This is a genomic window from Microbulbifer donghaiensis (assembly GCF_900129095.1).
GTDB lineage: Bacteria > Pseudomonadota > Gammaproteobacteria > Pseudomonadales > Cellvibrionaceae > Microbulbifer > Microbulbifer donghaiensis.
Genome location: NZ_FQVA01000003.1, coordinates 80637 through 100606 on the forward strand (window position 1 = coordinate 80637; position 19970 = coordinate 100606).

The following is a 19970-nucleotide window of genomic DNA, read 5'->3' on the forward strand; positions in this document are numbered from 1 at the left end:
TTAGGGCTGCTTTTAGTTCTGACGAATGTAATTAGCTTCAGTGCCCATACCCCGTCATCTCCAGATAGCCTTCCCCAGCATGACTGCCACTGACACTGACCGGCCCCTCCCAATAGCGCAATCGGCCCGGGTTCCAGTAATCGCCGGGCCAGGAACGGATCTCAAGATCCAGCCCCGCCGCCGGCAATTGCAGCTGCCAAACCACCGGCACTTTGCCAAAGCGGCTGTCGCGGTATTCGCGCGGCTGCAGGCTGAAGTCATTTGCACTGAGGGTCTGCGCGCTGCCATCGGCCGCGACGAGGGTGCCGGTGAAATAGGGTTCGGTGCCGCGGATGCGGAACAGCATCAGGTGGCGGCCGTCGTCCAGGTGCAGCGCCAGCCAGTCCCAGCCTTCTTGATCCGGCTGCAGGTACTGACTGCTCCATTCGCGGTCGAACCAGCCCTGCCCTGACACCTCGAAATGCAGCCCGTCGATCATCACTTCGCCGTCGATGGCCAGTAGCGGGTAGCTGAAATACATCGAGCCGCCGCCAGCGGCGGATTTGGCGCTGAAGCCGCGGCTGCCGTGCGGCACCGCGGGCAGACGCGGCTGCAGTTGCAGCCGGTAGGCGAAGTCTTCGCTGTCCACCGCCAGTGACCAGCGACCTGCTTCGCCGATCTCATCAAGGTTTTCAAGCTGCCAGTGATCGATCCAGGCCCGGAACGGCTGCGCCGTTACCCCCGCCTGGCCAGTGCCTCCGCGCGCGCTGCGATCTGCAAAGCGGTGATCGCCGGGACAGCTCAAGGCGGCGTGGGCAAACCAGATTTCGTCACGACGCCAGCCCGGTTCCTTGTCCCGGTAGGGCCCGGGCCGCAGGCCGAAACGGAATAGCGTCCACTGCACACCGAAGCGCTCGCCGTCGGCACTGTGCAGGTTGGCGGTCAGGTACCACCACTCGAGGCGATAATCATGGTGCGCACCCATATCCTCCGGCAGGCTGACGGTCATGCCCGGCGCCGCCTGGGTAAAACCCTCTGGCGAGTCCCGCAGCGCGCTGATCGACGCATCGCGCTCGACGGCTTTTCCGCAGCCGCTCAGCATCAATAACAGCAGCAGTATCCGGCCCGCCCTATTCATTCTTCAGCGTCTCCAGCCGCACCGGATCGCGCATCAGCGCGCCGACCGAAGCGCCGATCAGCAGGCAGACCAGCCAGACCTGGAGCCAGAAGCCGGGGTAGAGTTTTAACGGCAGGGCCCAACCGAAAGCCGCGGGATTGACCTTGGCCACCAACACCCAGCTGAGGAAAATCCCCAGCGGCGTCGCCAGCAACCCGAGCAAGCCGGTAATCAGCATACTGTGGACAATCAGGCGTCGGCGCAGGCGCCGCCGCGGTACACCGTAAACATGCAGCAGGGTATAGCTGCGCTGGCGCAGCCGGAAAATCACCAACCCCATCAGCGCCAGCGCCGCGCCGGCGAGTGAGAGCGTCAGGCCGTTCAGCAGGCGCGTCATCTGAAAAGTGCGCGCAAAGGCGGCGTTGGCGGCGCGCTTCAGCCCGGCCTGATCCCGCAGGCGTCCACCGGCCAGCCACGGGTATCGCCCGGGCCAGTCCTGCCAGTGGATGCCGCCGGGGTCGTTTACGCCGAGCACAAACGTCGTGTAGCGGCGCGGGAGCGCATCCGGCAATATCGCCAGCGACAGCATTAATTCGCCTTCGGGCCTGCCGTAGTCGGCGTAAATGCCGATCACTTGGCGCGATTGCGCCTCGGCACCGAGGCGGAAATGGATCTCGTCGCCCAGTGCCAGCGATTGCCGTCGGGCCAGCTGTTCATTGATCAGAATGCCCCGCTCTTCCAGTGCGCGCCAGGGATCGGCAACCGCGGCCAGGAAGGGCCAGTCCTGCACCAGCGGCGAGTTCGGATGCACCCCCAGTACATCCACCGGCAGCCCGTCGACCAGACCGCGTCCGCGCACCATCGGCAGTACGGTCTTCACCCCGGGGAGGGCCCGCAGCCGCCCATCCCAATCGGTTGCAGCCACCGGGCGACCGGGGTCCAGGTAGAGATCGCCCTGCAGGCGCTGGTCGAGCCAGCGCGCAAAGGTTGCCTCGAACCCGGCTACCATCGTCTGCACCCCGATGGCCGCCGCGATCGCGAAGGCCAGCGCCACCAATGGCAACTGCAGCAGCCGGCACAGTGCGCGCATTTCGGCGCAGGACCATTCCAGCAGCGCTTGCCGACAGCGACGCTCCGCCCGCGCCAGCAACCAGTTCAGCAGCCGCGGCAGCAGCAGGCCGGCGCCAATCAGGCAGCCGGTGGTGGCGAGGAATATCAGTGAGAGTTGTTCCGTCGCCAGCAGAACGGCCAGCGATACTATCAATAGGGTCGCTGGCAACAGGACCGCTGGCACCAGGAATCTGGGCAGCTGCATCGGGGGCAGAGGAATCAGCGCAACCTGTTTTTCGCTCGGCGTGGCGCCCGGTTGACCGCGGCGGCGCAACATCAGCAGATCGACGCAGGCCCAGCCGACGACCACCGCTAGAATCAACACCATGCCGAGCCAGGTTTCGACCGCCGGCGGGCTCTGCGCCAGGGTATCGACACTGAACAAGCCACTGAGGGTTCCTTTAAACCCTTCGGCCATTGCCGCCGCCAGCCGTGCGCCGAGCCAGACGCCGAAGCTGGCGCCGATCAGGGCCAGCAACAACACCTCCGCCACCAGTGCCAGCCGCAGTTGCGAAGTCGGCACGCCGAACCGCCCCAGGATCTCGAGACTGCGGCGCCGCTGCTCCAGCGCGAAACGATAGACACTGCGCACCAGCAGCGCCGCCACCAACAGCGCGAGGGCGCCCAACGCATTGAGATTCAGCAGAAAGGCCTCGACCAGGGGATCCGGTTCCACACCATAGTCTTCGATCTGGGCGCGGTAGCCGGCGGGCAGCTGCAGCCTGTCGAGTTCCGCCGCCGGCAGCAGAATCTCCAGCGTCGCGCGCCCGGCCGACGCGAGCTCGGCGGCCACGGCAATATCGGTCAGCAATACGCCCGCCGGCAATCCCTCGGTTTCGTCGAGCCGGTAATCACCGGTGCCCGGCGGGGCCAGCTGCCGCCAGCGCGCCAGGTCCCCGGCACTGCCGAGCAGCACTCGCCGATCCAGCCCGGCTACCAGCGTATCGGTAACCGGCGCGCCGACACTGTACTGGCGCAGGCAACCCGCAGTGAACGGATCGATTCCGAGGATTTCCGGTGCCTCTTCCGCCGGCAAGGTCACGTGCAAACGCGGTGAGGCGCAGAGAGCCGCCCGGCGCAACCGCGCGAAATCCTCCACATCCACCGCGCGACCATCCGCGCGCAGCACACTCAGGCGCGGTTCCAGTGCGGCTTTGGATTGCGTGACGGCTTCTTCGGCGCGTCCGGTCAGTGAGCGGACGCCACTCCAGAGCATGGCGGCGCAGATCAGGATCAGCAGCAAGCCGGCCAGCTGGCCGGGATGGCGGCGGTAATGGCTCAGGAAGACAGTGCCGAGTCCCATGGGCTCAGGGCTCCCTGCCGCAGTTCCAGCACCCGGTCGCAGCGCCGGGCGAGCTCCGCGTTGTGGGTGACGATCAGGGCAGCGACTGCCCGCTCGCGGATGGCATCGAAAAACAATGGAGCCACGCGCTGAGCCGTCGCCTGATCGAGGCTGCCGGTGGGTTCATCGGCCAGTATCACTTGCGGCTGCATGGCGAAGGCACAGGCCAGGGCCGCGCGCTGGCGCTGACCGCCGGAAAGCTGATCGGGATAGCGTTGCGCGGTGGCGGCAATATCCAGGCGCTCGAGCAACGCCTGGCCGCCGTGCTGGCCCAGGCCGGCCAGCCCGGCGCGAAAGGCAATATTGCGGGCCACCGTCAGCGTCGGGATCAGGTTGCCGTCCTGAAACAGGGTCGCGATGCGGGTGCGGCGCAACTCGGCCCAGCCGTCCTCGCCGAGGTCAGCCTGCTCGCGGCCGAACACGCGGAGCTGACCGCTGTCGGGACGCTGCAGACCATTGAGCAGGTTCAGCAGCGTACTCTTGCCGGAGCCTGAGGGCCCGACAATCGCCACCGCCTCACCGCGCCGTAGCTCCAGCGATAATCCCCGCAGCACCTCGATCCGCTCGCGGCCGGTGCGGTAGGACATGCAGAGATTGCGCGCCTGTATCAGGACTTCATTCATGGCATCATCGACTGGGTTTGGTCCCCGGCTGGCAGCGATGGGCTGCCGGCTTCTGGCTGTCACAGTATAGAGCCGGGTTGGACAGCGATTTCAGTTCCCGAATATGCCACAAACGACAGGCGGACAGATGATTGTCGGAGTAAGCTTGCGCTGCCTTGTCACTACAATTGTCAGAGCCTTTGCAGGTTCGATTCGCCGCACACAACTGCATTGTCGTCAGGCCAGTCCAACATGATAGAAAAACTCGAAATACACCACCTGCGAACACTCGATGCCCTGTATAGGTTTGAAAACCTATCATCGGCAGCAGAGTACCTTGACCTCTCACAGCAGGCGATCAGTCTTCAGCTAAGAAAACTCAGAGAGATTCTGTGCGACCAGCTTTTTGTCCGCACTGGGCACGGAGTAAAACCCACACCCTATGCAAATCGGATTGAACCTTATATTCACAAGGTACTCATTCATCTCAACGAAATCCCGCTACCTGATTCCATCGCGCCAAACCAGATAGAAAGAACGCTGGTGATTTCGGCCACCGACTATACGCAGAAGGTCATCGTAGGGGATTTGATCCAGGTGCTGCGAGAATCAGCGCCAGGGGTGAAAGTCATCGTCACCAATATCGAGAGCGTCAATTTGACGAAGAAAATGCGCCAGGGCGAAATTGACCTGGCATTTACTTCCGAAGGTTATGTTCCCGACGGCCTGATCTCCGAGCCGTTGTTTACCGAAAAATACCTCTGTGTATCGGCAAATAAAAATATTACTTTCGATGGCTTCTTGGCGCTGGAGCAGCTTGTAGAACATGATTTTGTCGTGACATCGCCCGGAACCGGCAGTTTTAAGGGATCGGCCGATGCCTGGTTCACACGGCAGGGCCTGCGCAGGAATGTGGTCGTCTCCGTCCCGTCGTTCTTCATGGCCCAGGAGTACTTGAAGCAAACGAATCTGGTCGGTTTTATCCCTTCACGGCTCCTCCCATGTGAGGGCCTGATGGAAATCCCTCTTGAAAAATATCCGCCGGGCTATGAGGTCGTAGCGGCGTATCACCCCGGCGCCAAGAGCGATGCTTTTATGACATGGCTGCTCGATCTGGTCGATAAACGGTTTTCCGCGTCAATATAGCGTTGCTTGTATCGGTCACAAGCTCTTCTGTATGGCTACCCCGACTCCTAGCCTCTACTCTGATCCGGCACTTATCGCACCAGACTATGAGGTTTCCATGAGCATTCAGAACGTCAATCCTGCAGATCTCTATGACGGCACGTCTTCCGGCATGTCTCATGCCAAAGTTGATACAGAAGTTGGGCTGGTATTTGTATCCGGGCAGGTGGATTGGGATACAAACTATGAGGTTAAAAACAGCAATATAGAAGCGCAGACAGAAGGTGCGGCAAAAAATCTGCTGTCTGTATTGGAAGCCGCAAATTCATCCGCAGAAAACATCTTGCAACTGCGCGTTTATGTCAGGGGAGAGGTGGCAGATCATATGGAAAAAATAGTCCCCATTATCGCCGGATACCTGGGTACATCCCGGCCCGCACTGACCGGAATCGGGGTCGCATCATTGGCTACCCCGGATACTCTGATTGAAATCGAAGCGGTAGCTAAAGTGTCAAAATAGAGACAGTTGGTGGCTACGAATCTGATCGCGGTAGAGGGAGTCTACACCCCGGCCATGCGGCCGTGGCGCTATGCTGGGGCACTCTTCTCCAGTTCACCCCCCCTGAAGCACTGACACACCAGGTCAGCTTCGATGCCTCCAGCGACACCAAAAGGGTAATGGTGGAATGCGCGTCGATACCGATGATTGTCCGTCCGGCTCAACCATACTTTGAGTTTTGATCCGTCGTTCTCAATGTTCACGGAGGAAAGATGAATAAGTCGGCATCAATAGTACTTTGCGGAATCCTAATGATCGGCACCAACCTGCTTCTCGCAGCCCCTACTGAAGCTGAAATCAGTGCCTACCTGAATGACAACCCGAACGACCTGTCCGGGTTACAGCACACGCACTCTCGCAAGGGTTACCAGCAATTTGACTTCAATACAGTCGACATCGAAAAACTCAAGCAGAAGAAAGGGAAGCTCTACTCTAGTCCCGAAGACATCATGAAAGTACTGACTGCCGGCGTGAACAACCCAACCGGAGACAAAAAGCTGTGGAAGGAAGGCCTGATGTTCGAAGGTATCGAGCCGATGGCGCACATGGCATCTGCCGCCAACTGGTATCCGCGCACGGAACCATTGCAGCCCAACGAAATGCGTGTGACCTTCATGGGCACATCACCGGTCATTCGGCCGGGACAGATGAACACGAGTATTTTTGTCGAGCTGGGAAACGGTGATAATTTCATATTCGACATTGGTGAGGGATCCATCGCGAATTATTCGGCGGCGGGGCTTGCCCTCAACGAACTCACCAAAGTATTTATCACACATCTTCACGTCGACCATTTCGGCTCCCTGCCCTACCTGTACGAATTCGGTGGCTGGTCCGGCCGCTGGCACGAACCACTGACCGTTTACGGGCCATCCGGAGCCAGTGAGGAGTACGGCACCAAATGGATGGTCGACGGCATGTTGAAAATGCTCAACTGGCATACCGACGCGTTCGATGTCTTTCCATCGGGCAACCAGATCCGCGTGGTGGAATTCGACTATAAGGATGATGGCGGCGTTATTTACGACAAAGACGGCGCTACGGTACGTCACTGGCGTCGCAGCCACGCCAAAGACGGCGCCTCGGGCTACCGCCTCGACTGGAAGACACCGGACGGCGAAAATCTCTGTTTTGTCTGGACTGGGGACGGCCGGCCATCCATGCTCGACCTGAAATATGCGAAGGGCTGCGACCTCTATGTCACCGAAATCCAGACCGAACTACTCGGCCTGAGTTCAATCGTCCAGGGCGTGCCGCCGTTCCTCGGTCGCTATACGGTAGACACACATCACACTCCCGGTTACGCCGCGGGTTGGCTCGCTAACAAGATACAGCCGCGACTGTTCATGACCACGCATATGCCCTTCGATCCGTACCTGAACGAAGAGACCGTGGCACAGGTGCGCGAGCACTGGAAAGGCCCCTACCATTTCGGCGCTCCGGACGGCATCGTTGTAAATATCACCCCTGATAAGGCGTGGGTGCGGGAGGGCATTCTGCCCGATTATCCGAATAATCGCGCACCGCAATTCGATATGTCAGACGGCAAGGATTTCGTGGTGCCCCACCCTCGCCACTCCCGTAAAGATATTCAGCAACAAGAGATCCGTAATCTCGAGGTGGATCCGCAACTGTATTATCCGAAAGGCTATCATCCGGAATTGTTGACCGAGTGGCCGATTGACGGAGACCTGGTGGTACCGACAGAAAAGATCCCGGAATCTATGAAAGAAGGGATGGGCGAAGCTGCGCGGGACAAGGCCAGATTGCGCGAGGCTCATGGTTTGGAGGAGTAACCAGGCAACGAGTCGCCCAATCGGCCACATCACAGCCGCCTGCCCGTTAGCATTGCCCTTGCAGGCAGGTTCGCGTTGCCGCTAAGGTCAGTCCCCCTTCGTCGATGATCTTCCATATACGGCATCGCGATCGTCGGCGATATAGGTCGCACCGCCCGGCTCCTGGGGCAGAGTTGCAGGGCGATCACTGATATCTATGTCGCGGAAGATCGGAAAAAAAGGGCCACATAAATTTATGTGGCCCTTTCCCCCCAATGAGGCGCAGAACCCGCAGGTTATTTTGCGGCGGATTCTCCGGGATAAAATGATCCCGCCGGCCCCGGGAATACCACCGGACTCTCGAAGCCGTCTTTGCTCACGGAGGCCACGCCAAAGAAATAATTATCGATCACGATATTTTCCAGCGTGTACTCGTCGACGTTACCGACGTAGCGGCTGTGGGTCCAGGTGGATTCATCGGTCAGGCGCCAGTAGATCTTGTAACCGGCCAGCAGGTTTTTCTCGCGCTTGTCGGCGGCCTGCCATTTCAGCGTGGTGTTGGGTGATACGGCGCCCTCGATGCTGACCTTGGTGGGCGGTGCCGGCGCCTTCGACAGGGCGGCCATGGTCAGCGCGTTAAGCGAGGTCAGCTTGGCAGCGTAGTCGAGGTTTACCCCCTCAATCACATCACCGTAGCGGATGCCATTCTCGGTGCGCAGGTCCTGATGCTGGCGGTTGTAATTCTCGTTGGTTTCCATGATGCGCACGCCGGGATAGCCCAGGTCGTTGAACGGGCGGTGGTGCCCGCCGCGACCAAAGCGGTCCAGGCGGTAGATCATCATCACGTCCAGGTTGGGAATATGGTTGTCGGCGATCTTGTGTACATAGCGGCCGAGGTTGCGGGACGGAGAGTCGACTTCACCGCCGGTAAAGCGGCGCATGCGCGCCTCGTCGGCACTCTCGTTCATGCGGGTGCCTTCCATAAAGACCCGCGCGGTGGTGTTGTTGATGACTCCGTTGATCCCCTCGATATTGCCGATCATGTCGTTGTTCAGCACACCGGTGATACGCCAGCCGTCCTTCTGCGCCGCGGCGGCCATGATCTTGCCACCGAACAGGCCCTGTTCTTCCCCGGACAAGCCGGCGTAGACGACCGAACCGGCGAACTTGTGCTTGCTCAGCACCCGCGCCGCCTCGAGGGCGCCGGCGAGGCCGGAGGCATTGTCGTTCGCGCCGGGGGAGTCCGAGGTGTAATCCATGACGTCGGACACCCGCGAGTCGATGTCACCGGACATGATCACGTAGCGGCCGGGGTCCACGGCACCGCGCTGCACGGCAATCACGTTCACCACCTCGGTACGCTCGGGAATGCGCTTCTCCCCCTCGACGAAACCGGACTGGTAATACACCTCCAGGCAGCCATCGCAGGCGTCGCTGATGCGTTTGAACTCCTCGTAAACCCAGCGCCGCGCGGCACCGATACCGCGCGTATCGGACTCGGTTTCCGACAGGGTGTGGCGAGTGCCGAAGCCGACCAGCGTGCGGATATCCTGCTCGATACGCTCCGCGGAGACGTCCTGGCGGATCTGTTCCAGCAGTGCCGCATCGGTATGCGGCATCGACAGGGCCGGCGCGGCCGCGGTGAGTGAGAGCAAAATTGTGGGAACGAGGGCAAAGCGACGCAAGATGGGCCTCCGACGGACGTGTTATGGCTTTTATGGCGCCCATGCTAACGCAGAATAGCGTTTGGATCCCGCCCACTGCGGGCTAAGTCGCCCCGTGATCAGGCGTGCAGCAGCTCTGCATAGCGATTGCTATTCCGCTCCGCGCGCCGGCGCGACTCCACGCGCTTCCACACCTTCTCGTGGAAGTAGTAGGCCACCGTATTGCACAGCGGCTCCACCAGTGCCAGCGCGCTGCCGACCAGGAGGTCCCCGGTCATCAGAAAGCCGACACTGAAAGCGACTGCCATATGGACGATGGCGAAACTGACGGTCTTTAGCATGGCGCTGCCCCACCCGGTTGTTGGTTACGCGTCCATTATTGCGAGCCATTCTCATTTGTGAAAATTACTTATGCAACTCGAGTTAATAGCCTGAACTTATCGGAAATCGTTTCGTTCGGGCGCGGACCCGCTTTGCCGGCGGCAAACCTGTGCAGCTGCGCACAATTAAAGAGCACACCAGGCGCCAAAAGACAAAACTGTCAGAGAGAGGCTTTACACAAAAATACAACCTGACTAACCTCTTCATCACTTTTGGCCTTGCCAAATTAAATATTGGCCAACCAAAAGCCTCACCCCAAAGGCCCGCGATAGCGCTGCCTGTCAGTAGGGGATCGCAGTACAGCGATGATGATTGGTCGGCTGTTCTTTCCCCGCAGTCCCAGCCGCAGTGACTGATTGTCGATTCCATCCAACTTCCAATAATAAATTCGGATAGACACATGAAAACCAAACTGAAAACGCCAGCGGTGCTCGGGACACTGCTCGGCAGCCTGTTACTGCCGGCCTGGGTGTCGGCCCAGCCAGTTGGCTTTGCCACGTTGAACGGCGGCACCACCGGCGGCGCGGGTGGCCAGGTCGTCTACGCGACGAGTGGCACAGAGATTCATGCGGCGCTGTGCAACCGCGCCGCCAGCGACACCCCCATCATCATTCACGTCGAGGGTACGATTAATCACGGCAACACCAGCAAGGTGTCCGGTGACAGCTGCAACACCGCCGACGACAAGATTGAGATCAAAGAAGTCAGCAATGTTTCGATCATCGGTGTCGGTAATGGCGCGCTGTTCGATGAGCTGGGCATTCACCTGCGCAGCGCGTCCAACATCATTCTGCAGAACCTGCATGTGCGCAACGTGAAGAAGTCCGGTTCGCCGATCTCCAACGGCGGTGATGCCATTGGCATGGAGAGCAATGTCTACAACGTGTGGGCCGACCACCTGACGCTGGAAGCCTCCGGCGGCGAGAGCGAGGGCTACGACGCTCTGTTCGACATGAAGGCCACCACCAAGTACGTGACCCTCTCCTACAGTATTCTGCGCAACTCTGGCCGCGGTGGCCTCGTGGGCTCCAGCGACAGCGATGACACCAACGGGCCGGTGACCTTTCACCACAACCTCTACGAGAACATCGACTCCCGCACACCGTTGCTGCGCCATGCGACCGCACACGCGTTCAACAACCACTATCGCGGCATCACCAAGTCCGGCATGAACCCGCGTATCGGCGGGGAGATGCGGGCAGACAACAACTACTTCGAGGATTCCAAGGACCCGTTGGGCACCTTCTACACCAACGACATGGGTTACTGGCAGGTCAGCGGCAACGTCTGGTCCAATATCACCTGGACCGCAGACGACGACGACAACCATCCGGCCGGCCCGAACCCGGTGTCGACGACGTCCATCAGTATTCCCTATGCGTACACGCTGGACGACGCCGGCTGCGTGCCGCAGATAGTGCTGGCCACGGCGGGCGCCAACACCGGCCTGTTGGTATCTGACGGCAACTGCCAGTCCGAGGGCGGCTCCTCTTCCGGCGGCAGCTCGTCGAGCAGTTCCAGTTCTTCCTCTAGCGGCGGCACCTCTTCCGGAGGCTCCAGCAGTTCCGGCGGTTCCTCTTCCGGTGGTTCTTCCGGCGGTGAGCCCGGCGAACTGGGCCCGAACCTGGCACTCAGCGGCGGCGCCGACGGCAGCAGCAAGGGTGGCGGCAGCAGCTATGGCAATGTGATCGACGGCGATCTGCAGAGCTACTGGCAGCCGGGTTCGTCCAGCGGCGAGCGCATCTCGGTCAAAGATTTTGGTGGCGCCTTCAACACCGTGATCATCCGCGAAATCGGCGGCGCCGTGCAGAACTGGCGGCTGGTCAACCACGACAATGGCCAGGAGCTGGCATCCGGTAGCGGTATCGGCGCAGCGCTGCAGGTCTATCTCGGCGATGTCACCATGGACAAGCTCAATCTGATGATCGACAGCGCCAGCAGCGCGCCACAGATCGCCGAGTTCGAGGTGTACAACGCGACCGGCGATGGCTCCTCATCCGGTGGTTCCAGCTCTGGCGGCACCTCTTCCGGAGGCTCCAGTGGTGGCGGCAGCACCGGCACCATTACCCTGCAGGAAAACGCCAGCGGCTTCTGTTCCGTGGACGGTGCGGTGGAAAGCGAGCACGCCGGCTACACCGGCAGCGGCTACGCCAATACCGACAACGCCAGCGGTGCCGGCATCGAGTGGTCTGTATCCGCACCCGCCGCCGGCGTCTATACCCTGCAGTGGCGCTTTGCCAATGGCAGCGGCGACCGGCCGGCGAACGTACTGGTGAACGGCGGCCAGGTGGCCGGTATCACCATGGCCGGTACCGGTGCCTGGACCAGCTACACCGACAGCGGCACGGTGGATGTCGGCCTCAGCAGCGGCACCAACCTGCTGCGGCTGCAGGCCAGCGGCAGTTCCGGGCTAGCCAATATCGACATGCTGTCGGTTACCGGCATAGACCCGGCGGCGGGCAGCTGCAACTAAGTATCCGATCTCACAGGATCGCGAGGCGTCCCACGGGGCGCCTTTTTTATTGCCGCCCACCTCCCCGAAGTGCCTTACCTACCAGCCTGCACCGGCACTACCCAAAAAGGATTACCAATTCAAGATGCAGCTTGAATATGGCTGACCAATCTGCTTAGATTGCCAAACCACAAGGTTTACAAACCTGAGACTCTGGGTACTCGAGCTCGATAACAATAACTAGCGATGACGTAGAGAGGATCAACCATGAATGCCTGGTACAGTACCCCGGCCTCCCTTTTCTTGCTCAGCTGCCTGACCGCCTGTGGCGGCGGCGGTGCCGATTCAAACAACGAGGGCGACATCCTGTCCACGCCGCCTTCCAGCTCGTCCTCCGGTGGCGGCGTATCCGACGGCGGCTCCTCCGGTGGTAGCTCCTCGAGCGGTGGCTCCTCCAGCGGCGGCTCCTCCAGCGGCGGATCGTCCGGCGGCGATACCGGCGGCCCCATCCTCAGCGAGAATTTTGGCGACGAACAGTTCGCCAATATGGACCGCACCGACAACATCGCGCTGTTCAGCCCCGACTACAAGGCGGTCGAAATTCACAACGGCGACGAATGGCCCGCTTTCTATTACCCGACCTGCTGCTACTTCGACGACGCATCCACGGCGGGTGATGGCTATATCGACGACCTGGCGGAGCGCCTGGGCCTGAAGAACGACAGCGGCAACCCTGCCCTGCTCATTCACAACGCCCGTTTCTCCGTCGGCCAAACCAAACCGGACAACGACGCCTCAGACCCGAAAATCAATTCCACCACGTCCGACGACCTGAGCACCTGGGGCGAGCTGGACCTGAGCCAGAACTACCGCATTTCCTTCTGCGTGAAGGAGGCGGACGGCACCGGTCTGATGCAGATCTATGTAGACAACAACTCGACCAGCGAGGCCAACTCCTACCACGGCGGCGGCAGCCGCGGCTCGCGCATCTTCAATGTGAACGCGAACCTGCTGGTTCCCGGCGAGCGTGTGCAGGTGAATATTCCCGGCGACACCCTGGTGGCCGGTGAAGTCGTGGACTCGCGCCCCGAGCTGGTGGGCACCGCCAGCTCCTTCCTGCAACTGCGGGCCGACAGCGGCGCAACCGTGATTATCGACGACCTGCTAATCGAGCAGCAGAGCGAGAGCGGCGAAGCCGCCCTGGCCGCCTGTAACGTCTTCACTCCGGCCAGCGCTCCTGAGACACCGGAAGCACCTACTCTGAGCGGCGGCGACCAGAGCATCCGCGTGAGCTGGAACGGCGTCGTCGGTGCACTGCAATACGACATCGCCTACGGCACCGAGGACGAAGTCACCAAGGCTACACCGGTGGAAGATGTCAGCTCTCCGCACACGCTGGAAATGCTGACCAACGACACACCGTATTTCGTGTTCCTGCGGGTCAAGAATGCCGTCGACTGGAGTGACTGGAGTGCAGCGGGCACCGCAACGCCGGAAGCACCGCCGGCGCCGGTTGGCGACAGCTGCGTACCGACAACACAGGTCAATACCGCCACTCCCTGGAGTGTTTACGATGGCTGTAAATCACCGAGTGAAATCGGCTCCGTGGTTTACGACACGTCGTCCGCGACCGAATTCGACTTCGGTAGTTCGGATGCGACACTGTTCACTGCGGTAACCAATGCCGAAGACGAAAAGCTGGGTACCGCCCTGCTCAATACGACCGCAGATGCGTCGTTCAAGAGCCGCGGGGAGATTCCCGATATTTTTGCCGCCGGTTATCCCAAGCACTTCACCGCTATCGCCCGCATCAAGGCTGACGATCCGGCCCAGCGCGGCTTCGAGATACAAACCTATTTCGGCGAAGCGAGCAAACGAGTGAATATGCAGTTGCGTCCGGATCAGGGTTCCGAGCAGGGCCGTATCCACCTGGAGAAATTCACTGATAGTGACGCTACCGACGGCGGCGATACGGACGTCAAAGCCGAGGCGCCACTGCAGGACGGCGATTTCCATATCTACCATATCGCCTTCACGATGACCGACGCCGACACCCTGACGGCCAAAGTCTATATCGACGGCGATGACACACCGGTGATCAATGAGACCAGTACCGGGCGGGCTTCGAGCGGTGAAAACAAGTTCCGCGTCGGTGAGGATTCCAGCTCCGCCCACCTGGCGGAAGTGGACTGGATCATCTGGACCACTGACGCAGCGACTGCGGCCAAGGCGCCCTCCGAACTGATCGACCAGCTGCCAGACACCATCGGTGAGCTCGGCGCCTACGCATCGGGCGGCGCGGCCTGGACAGGCGCGGCACTGGATCTGGGCGGTGACAGCGGCACGGAACCTTCCGGCTCGGTACTGCTGAACGAAGCCGACAAAGTCACTATTACTGCTGCGGGTGGCAGTGTCAGCTCGGACTCTGTGCGGAAGTACTTTGCCTATCAGGAAATTGCCGGAGATTTCACCTTCACGGCGCGCCTGAAGTCGGTGACCACAACCGGTGGTATTCCCTTTGAAACCAGCAATAACAGCTATCGTTTCGGGGTCGCCGTGATGGAAAGCGTGACCCCGGCGGCTTCCTTCCAGGATGTGGGCCGCTTTGCCACCATCGACTACTGGGTAAGCGATACCGCCACACCCGCCTTCGACGGTTCGCGTGCGCACAAGCTGGATGTCGGGGCGACCACTGAATCGAAACGCTCCCGTTCCAGCGCCGGACTGGCCATCGGCGACTACCTTCGCATCCAGGTTGTCGATGAGGCAGGCACACCACGTGTAATCCGGTCTTTTGCGCCCGCAGCCTTCCCCACGGCCTTCGAACAGCTCAACAGCTCTTCGTTCAAGGACGAAGGAGGCACTGGATTCCCGAGCAGCTGGTATGTAGGCGTTTACGGCGCTCCGGGCGATGACCTGACCCTCGAATTCGACGAGATCACCATTACCCAGGACTAATTAGCCAGAACTGATTAGACAGGCCAAACACTGCTGGCCGGATTTATCCAGCCGGCACGACCGCCTGACTAAGGATGGGAGAACAAAGATAGTGAAACAGTACAGCAAAAAAATTCTGCCCCTGGCAGTCGCCCTAGCGAGTCTGCAGGCATTCGCGCAGGAAGCGGAACAAAAAAATGAACAAGCCTCCAGTGACACCACCCTGGAGGAAGTTTATGTAGAGGGTGTGCGCAGCGCCGACATCAACGCGCGCGCCGCCGAACGCAGTAAAGACAACTTCAGTTCTATCGTCACCCAGGACGATGCCGGTAATTTCTCCGACCAGAACGCGGCGGAACTGTTACAGCGCATGCCCGGCATCACCCTGCAGAAGAGCGAGGGCGAGGGCAAGTTCGTCTCCCTGCGCGGCCTCGGCCCGGGAATGGTCAGCGTGCGCATGGATGGCGGCACCATGGCCAACGCCGGTGGCGGCACCAATGAGACACTGGAAGACCGCGCCTTCTCCCTCGACAGCCTGCCTTCCGACGTACTGCAGTCCATCGAGGTGAACAAATCCCTGACCCCGGATATGGACCTGGATGCCATCGGTGGCTCCATCAACGTAAAAACCCTGTCGGCCCTGGATCGCGGCAAAGATACGGTCAAGTTGCGCGCGCAGAACTACTACCAGGACCAGGCCGAGGAGAACTCTCCGAAGCTCACGCTGCAGGGCACCAACCTGTTCCTGAACGATACCCTCGGCGTCGCCTACACCGCGTCCTGGGAGAAGCGGGTAACGCAGGGCTACGAAACCCGCCACCACGCCGACACACTGCCGAGCTACGTCACCGTCGACGATCAGGTCATGCTGATCCCGTGGGAGTTTGAGACCCGGCAGGAAAACGCCGAGCGCGAACGTTTCGCCGCACTGCTCAATCTGGAGTATCAGCCCAGCGACAACAGCCGCTACCACCTGAAATTCAACCACACCAGCTACTCCGACGAAGATATCGCCTTGCGCGAATACTACCGCTTCAATTACAGCGACTCGGACGATGTGTCCTTCCTGGATCCGGGCAGCAATGTGTTCGGCGGCGGCGGCGTGGACCTGCAGCAGCAGTATTTTATCCAGGAGTCGGAAGTAACCACCAACACCCTGGCGCTGGGCGGTGAGAATCGCTTCGGCCAGGGCTGGGAGGTCGATTACGAGCTGGTGACGTCCCGCAGCGAAAATGAGAAGCCGGACGGCCGCCGCGTGCAGTTCCGCCTGCGCGAGCTGAACGCGCTGGGCCAGTCCGGCGACGACTTCGTAAATGGCCAGATCATCTCCGGTCCGCAGCTCGCGGAACTGGCGGAGACCGGCAGTATCGGCAGCGGTGCCATTTCCGGGGCCAACGGCTACCAATACGGCAGCGCCGCCCAACCCAACCTGATCTATGACAACCTCTTCCTCGAGGAAAACCTGCGGAAAGACGCGGTGGACCAGTTGTCACTGAACCTGCGCAAGGACTGGGACCAGGGCGGCCCGCTGAACTACGTGAAGGGCGGCATCAAGCTGCAACAGCGCGAGCGCAGCAACGACAAGAACCGCGCCAGCGTGGTGCCCTTCGACCGCAGCGTCGCCGGCTGTGATGGCGACCAGTTGTGTCAGGATCTGGCCGGCGCCCGCCTCGGCGATTTCGAAAACTATGTCCCCGAAAACGGCAACTTCGACCACGCCTTTATCACCCAGCGCGAAGCGGAGCGCCTGATCGCCGCCACCCGCGCCATCGGTGATAACTACGATGCGCTTGAGCGCGAGGTTGAATCCACCAGGCTGGACTACGAACTGAGCGAAGACACGTCCGCCGCCTACCTGATGGCGGAGTTCCAGGTGCTGGATGATGCCACCCTGATCGCCGGTGCGCGCTATGAGAACACCGAGTTCGAATCCACCGGCTATATGGCGCTGCGCAACGACCGCAACGAGGATGGCGAGGGGCTCGACTCTTTCGATATCGCGCTGCCTCTGGACAACACCGGCAATAAGTACAACAACTTCTTGCCGGCGCTGCACTACCGTCACGAGCTGAGTGAAAAGCTGCTGGGCCGCGCCGCCCTGTGGACCAGTTTCAGCCGCCCGGATTTCGGCAAGAGCCGCGCCTTCTTCGAGGTCACCGACCGGGTCATCTTCTGTAATACCGACCCGAACTCCGAATTTAACGGCGAGTGTAACGAGGACCCGAACGATATCGGTTCCATCCGCGGCGACGTGGATTACCAGGCGCAGTATTTCGAGATGGCAGCGGAGAACTCCGTGCGCATCGGCAACCCGAAACTGGATCCGATGAAAGCCACCAACCTCGATCTGTCCCTGTCGTGGTATGGCGAGGAGACCTTCCTCGAGGGTGCGCTCTTCTACAAGGACATCAGTGACTTTATCGTCGACGCCTCCGGTGTGGATATCGCCATCAACGACCTGCCCTTCCGCCTGCCGGTGGAACAGGTGACCATGTTCCAGATCCCCGCCGATCTCGTCATCACCAATGCCACTTCCTACCTGAATGGTGAAAGCGCGAGCGTGTACGGTGCCGAGTTGAGCTACAGCCAGTATTTCGACGGCCGCTGGGAAGACCATTCCGTCGGGCGCTGGCTGGACAATATCTTTATCCAGTCCAACCTCACCGTGCAGAAGAGTGACGGCAAGGTCGGCGACACCGTGCGCACTGGCAGTATTCAGTTGCCGGAACAGGCTGACATGGCGGCCAACCTGACCCTGGGTTGGGAGAACGACGATCTGTCCGTGCGCTTTATCGCCAATTACACCAGTGAAATCCTGAAGCGTATCGGTAGCTGTACGGCGGCCGATCTGGAGGCGGATACTGCAATCGGCTTCGCGCAGAATTGCCAGAGCTGGGCGGACGTCTACCAGGATGAGTCGGTCACCTTCGATGTGAAGGCCACTTACAGGCTGATGGATGGCGTGCGCCTGTATCTGGATGCCATCAATGTCACCGACAGTGTCGGGCAGTACTACTTCGTCGGCAATCAGTACTCCGGCGGACGCATGCTGTTTGATGTCGAGCAGTATGGTCCCGGCTACCAGCTGGGCCTGACCGTGGATTTCTAAACCAGCAGTTTATGCGCATCATCATGCCCTAGCCTTGTGCCCCGCGCCGCGGGGCCTTTTTTTGCGCGCCGGGGCAGGATGGCATAGGTACCAGTATATTTTTTGAGGCTCATGCGATGACCTGTCGTTTCCGCTCTTTGACTGCACTCTGTGCATTTTCCCTGCTGCTGTCCGCCTGTGGTGGCGGTGGCGGTTCCGGTAACACCATTCCGCCGGCCAACACCGCCACTTCCAGCAGCGGTTCCTCGTCGAGCAGCTCGTCGTCCGGCGGCACATCTTCCAGTGGCTCCTCTTCGTCCGGCGGCAGCACATCGTCCGGCGGCTCTTCCAGCAGCTCGTCCGGTGGCAGTTCCTCCGGCGGTACCGCCACTATCAGTGAAGCCTGCCGCACACTGGCCACCGACTCAAACGTCAACTGGCGCGATTCAGCGGAGCTGGCTACCGATCAGGAAATTGTCGAATGCCTGTCGCAATCCCTGGGCCGCGCCGTCGGTTACGGCGAGCAGGCACTCGGCGGCTACGATCCCGATGGCGAAAGCAAGCTGACCGTTATTACTAAAGACGGCGGTAAGTCCATCGAGCAGCAGATCCTGGAAGCCATCGGCGGCGACGGGCACAACTGGATAGTGTTCGACAAGTTTGATTTTGCCGAGGAAACCGAAGTCGCCCTGTATCGCGACTATTGTGATCAGGCGTCGGTACAGAACGCCATCGGCGGCACCGAGGCGCAGTGCGTCGACTACCACCAGTGGTGCACCGATAACGGTTTTGGCGCGGAGAGCGCCTGCCTGACGGAATTCTTTAACAACCGCCTGAACGATGGCGCTCTGCCGATCCGCAACCCGGTGATCGGCACCAACAAAACCATCGATGGCCGCTTCAGTAAGGCCTATTTCCGCTTCAACGGTTTCTCGATAGGTACCGACAGCAACGGCTCCGACAATGTGATCCTCACCCACCTGGATTTCCGCGGGGCCGGCCACACCGAAGACCACGATCTCGATCCGGATATGATCCGCGCTACCGGCGGCTCACAGGATATCTGGATTCACAAGAACACCTTTGATCTCACTGGCGATTCCGCCTTCGACGTCAAGCGCGGCACCCACCACCTGACCATGTCCTTCAACCGACTGATGGACGTGAAGCGCGCGAGCCTGCACGGCTCCAGCGACGATCGCACCGAGAATGCCGATATCCGCACGACCATGCACCACAACGCCTTCGTCACCCGCGATGATCTTTACGATACATTTGGTAGCGGTGGGCGGCGGGTACCGCTGCTTCGCCGCGGCAGTTCGCATATGTTCAACAACCTGTTTATGAATTACCGCCGGGAAGTGCTCAGCGTCCGCGTCGGCGCCAGTGTCTTGTGGCAGGACAATATGTTCCTGGTCAATAAAGACATCAGCGCTGACTCGCTCGACTACCTGCAATCCAACCTCGTGACCGACATCAGCGGCGGCAACTTCCGTGCCGAGGGCTCGCGCATCTGGATGGCAGACGCGGCCTGCGACCTGGATGCCGCCGACTTCCGCGACATCAACGCGGCCAGCGGAGTAGTGGCTGACCTCGCGGCGGATTACTCGCAGGAATCACGGGATAAGATCGCCGCCGAGAGAGTCGCGGCTGGCCAGCAACTGGCGGACTATATCAGCGCGACTGCCGGCAAGTACGGCGAAATGCCGTTCAACTCGCCGCTGGCTAATAATCAGGCCTACGTGCTGGATCTCGGCAAGGTCTCCTGCCAGTAGCGGCAACTGGCCGAAGTGGGTGTGTCGACCGAGATACTTTTGAGACTCTTTAGAGACACCTTAG

At 60.5% G+C, this 19970-nt stretch carries 12 protein-coding genes; 7 read left to right on the plus strand and 5 right to left on the minus strand.

From position 1 onward, the window contains the following. Positions 1-37 precede the first annotated feature (37 nt). From BUC36_RS12490 to BUC36_RS12500, 3 genes are read right to left on the minus strand one after another with little or no spacing between them, the layout of a single operon-like run. Positions 38-1117, minus strand: a complete 1080-nt coding sequence (locus BUC36_RS12490; protein ID WP_073275662.1) for a lipocalin-like domain-containing protein — start codon at positions 1115-1117, stop codon at positions 38-40. Continuing rightward, positions 1110-3509 carry an FtsX-like permease family protein gene (locus BUC36_RS12495; protein ID WP_073275664.1) on the minus strand — a complete coding sequence of 800 codons (2400 nt, stop codon included), beginning with the start codon at positions 3507-3509 and terminating at the stop codon, positions 1110-1112. The genes BUC36_RS12490 and BUC36_RS12495 overlap by 8 nt, the downstream gene beginning before the upstream one ends. Beyond that, a complete protein-coding gene (locus tag BUC36_RS12500) occupies positions 3485-4171 on the minus strand; it encodes an ABC transporter ATP-binding protein (protein WP_073275666.1) in 687 nt (228 codons plus the stop codon). Before BUC36_RS12500 ends, BUC36_RS12495 begins: the two co-directional genes overlap by 25 nt. Before the next feature lie 231 nt (positions 4172-4402). On the opposite strand from BUC36_RS12500, the gene BUC36_RS12505 reads away from it, so the two are divergent. The 3 genes from BUC36_RS12505 (at position 4403) to gntH (ending at position 7630) form a co-directional block, all read left to right on the plus strand. Beyond that, entirely contained in the window at positions 4403-5296 is an 894-nt protein-coding gene (locus tag BUC36_RS12505; RefSeq protein ID WP_073275668.1) for a LysR family transcriptional regulator, read from the plus strand. A 97-nt stretch (positions 5297-5393) separates the two neighbouring features. After that, positions 5394-5795 (plus strand): RidA family protein, encoded by a 402-nt coding sequence (locus BUC36_RS12510; RefSeq protein ID WP_073275670.1) that lies wholly within the window; start codon positions 5394-5396, stop codon positions 5793-5795. 290 nt (positions 5796-6085) lie between these two features. Continuing rightward, entirely contained in the window at positions 6086-7630 is a 1545-nt protein-coding gene (gene gntH, locus BUC36_RS12515) for a guanitoxin biosynthesis MBL fold metallo-hydrolase GntH (protein ID WP_084535987.1), read from the plus strand. A 275-nt stretch (positions 7631-7905) separates the two neighbouring features. Here gntH and BUC36_RS12520 read toward each other — a convergent pair whose 3' ends face one another. After that, the gene (locus BUC36_RS12520; protein WP_073275672.1) at positions 7906-9294 is read right to left on the minus strand and encodes a M28 family peptidase; all 1389 of its coding nucleotides are present in this window, start codon (positions 9292-9294) and stop codon (positions 7906-7908) included. Between the two features lie 98 nt (positions 9295-9392). After that, entirely contained in the window at positions 9393-9614 is a 222-nt protein-coding gene (locus BUC36_RS12525; protein WP_073275674.1) for a DUF2061 domain-containing protein, read from the minus strand. Positions 9615-10054: 440 nt separating this feature from the next. Between BUC36_RS12525 and BUC36_RS12530 the strand changes: the two genes are divergently transcribed. From BUC36_RS12530 to BUC36_RS12545, 4 genes are all read left to right on the plus strand, one after another. Then, positions 10055-12127: a pectate lyase family protein gene (locus tag BUC36_RS12530; protein ID WP_073275676.1), complete on the plus strand. Its 2073-nt coding sequence runs from the start codon at positions 10055-10057 to the stop codon at positions 12125-12127. A 246-nt stretch (positions 12128-12373) separates the two neighbouring features. After that, the gene (locus tag BUC36_RS12535; RefSeq protein WP_073275678.1) at positions 12374-15064 is read left to right on the plus strand and encodes a fibronectin type III domain-containing protein; all 2691 of its coding nucleotides are present in this window, start codon (positions 12374-12376) and stop codon (positions 15062-15064) included. 91 nt (positions 15065-15155) lie between these two features. After that, complete coding sequence (locus tag BUC36_RS12540) at positions 15156-18152, plus strand: TonB-dependent receptor (RefSeq protein WP_073275680.1); 2997 nt, start codon at positions 15156-15158, stop codon at positions 18150-18152. 137 nt (positions 18153-18289) lie between these two features. Further along, complete coding sequence (locus tag BUC36_RS12545) at positions 18290-19906, plus strand: pectate lyase family protein (RefSeq protein WP_234994984.1); 1617 nt, start codon at positions 18290-18292, stop codon at positions 19904-19906. Positions 19907-19970 lie beyond the last annotated feature (64 nt).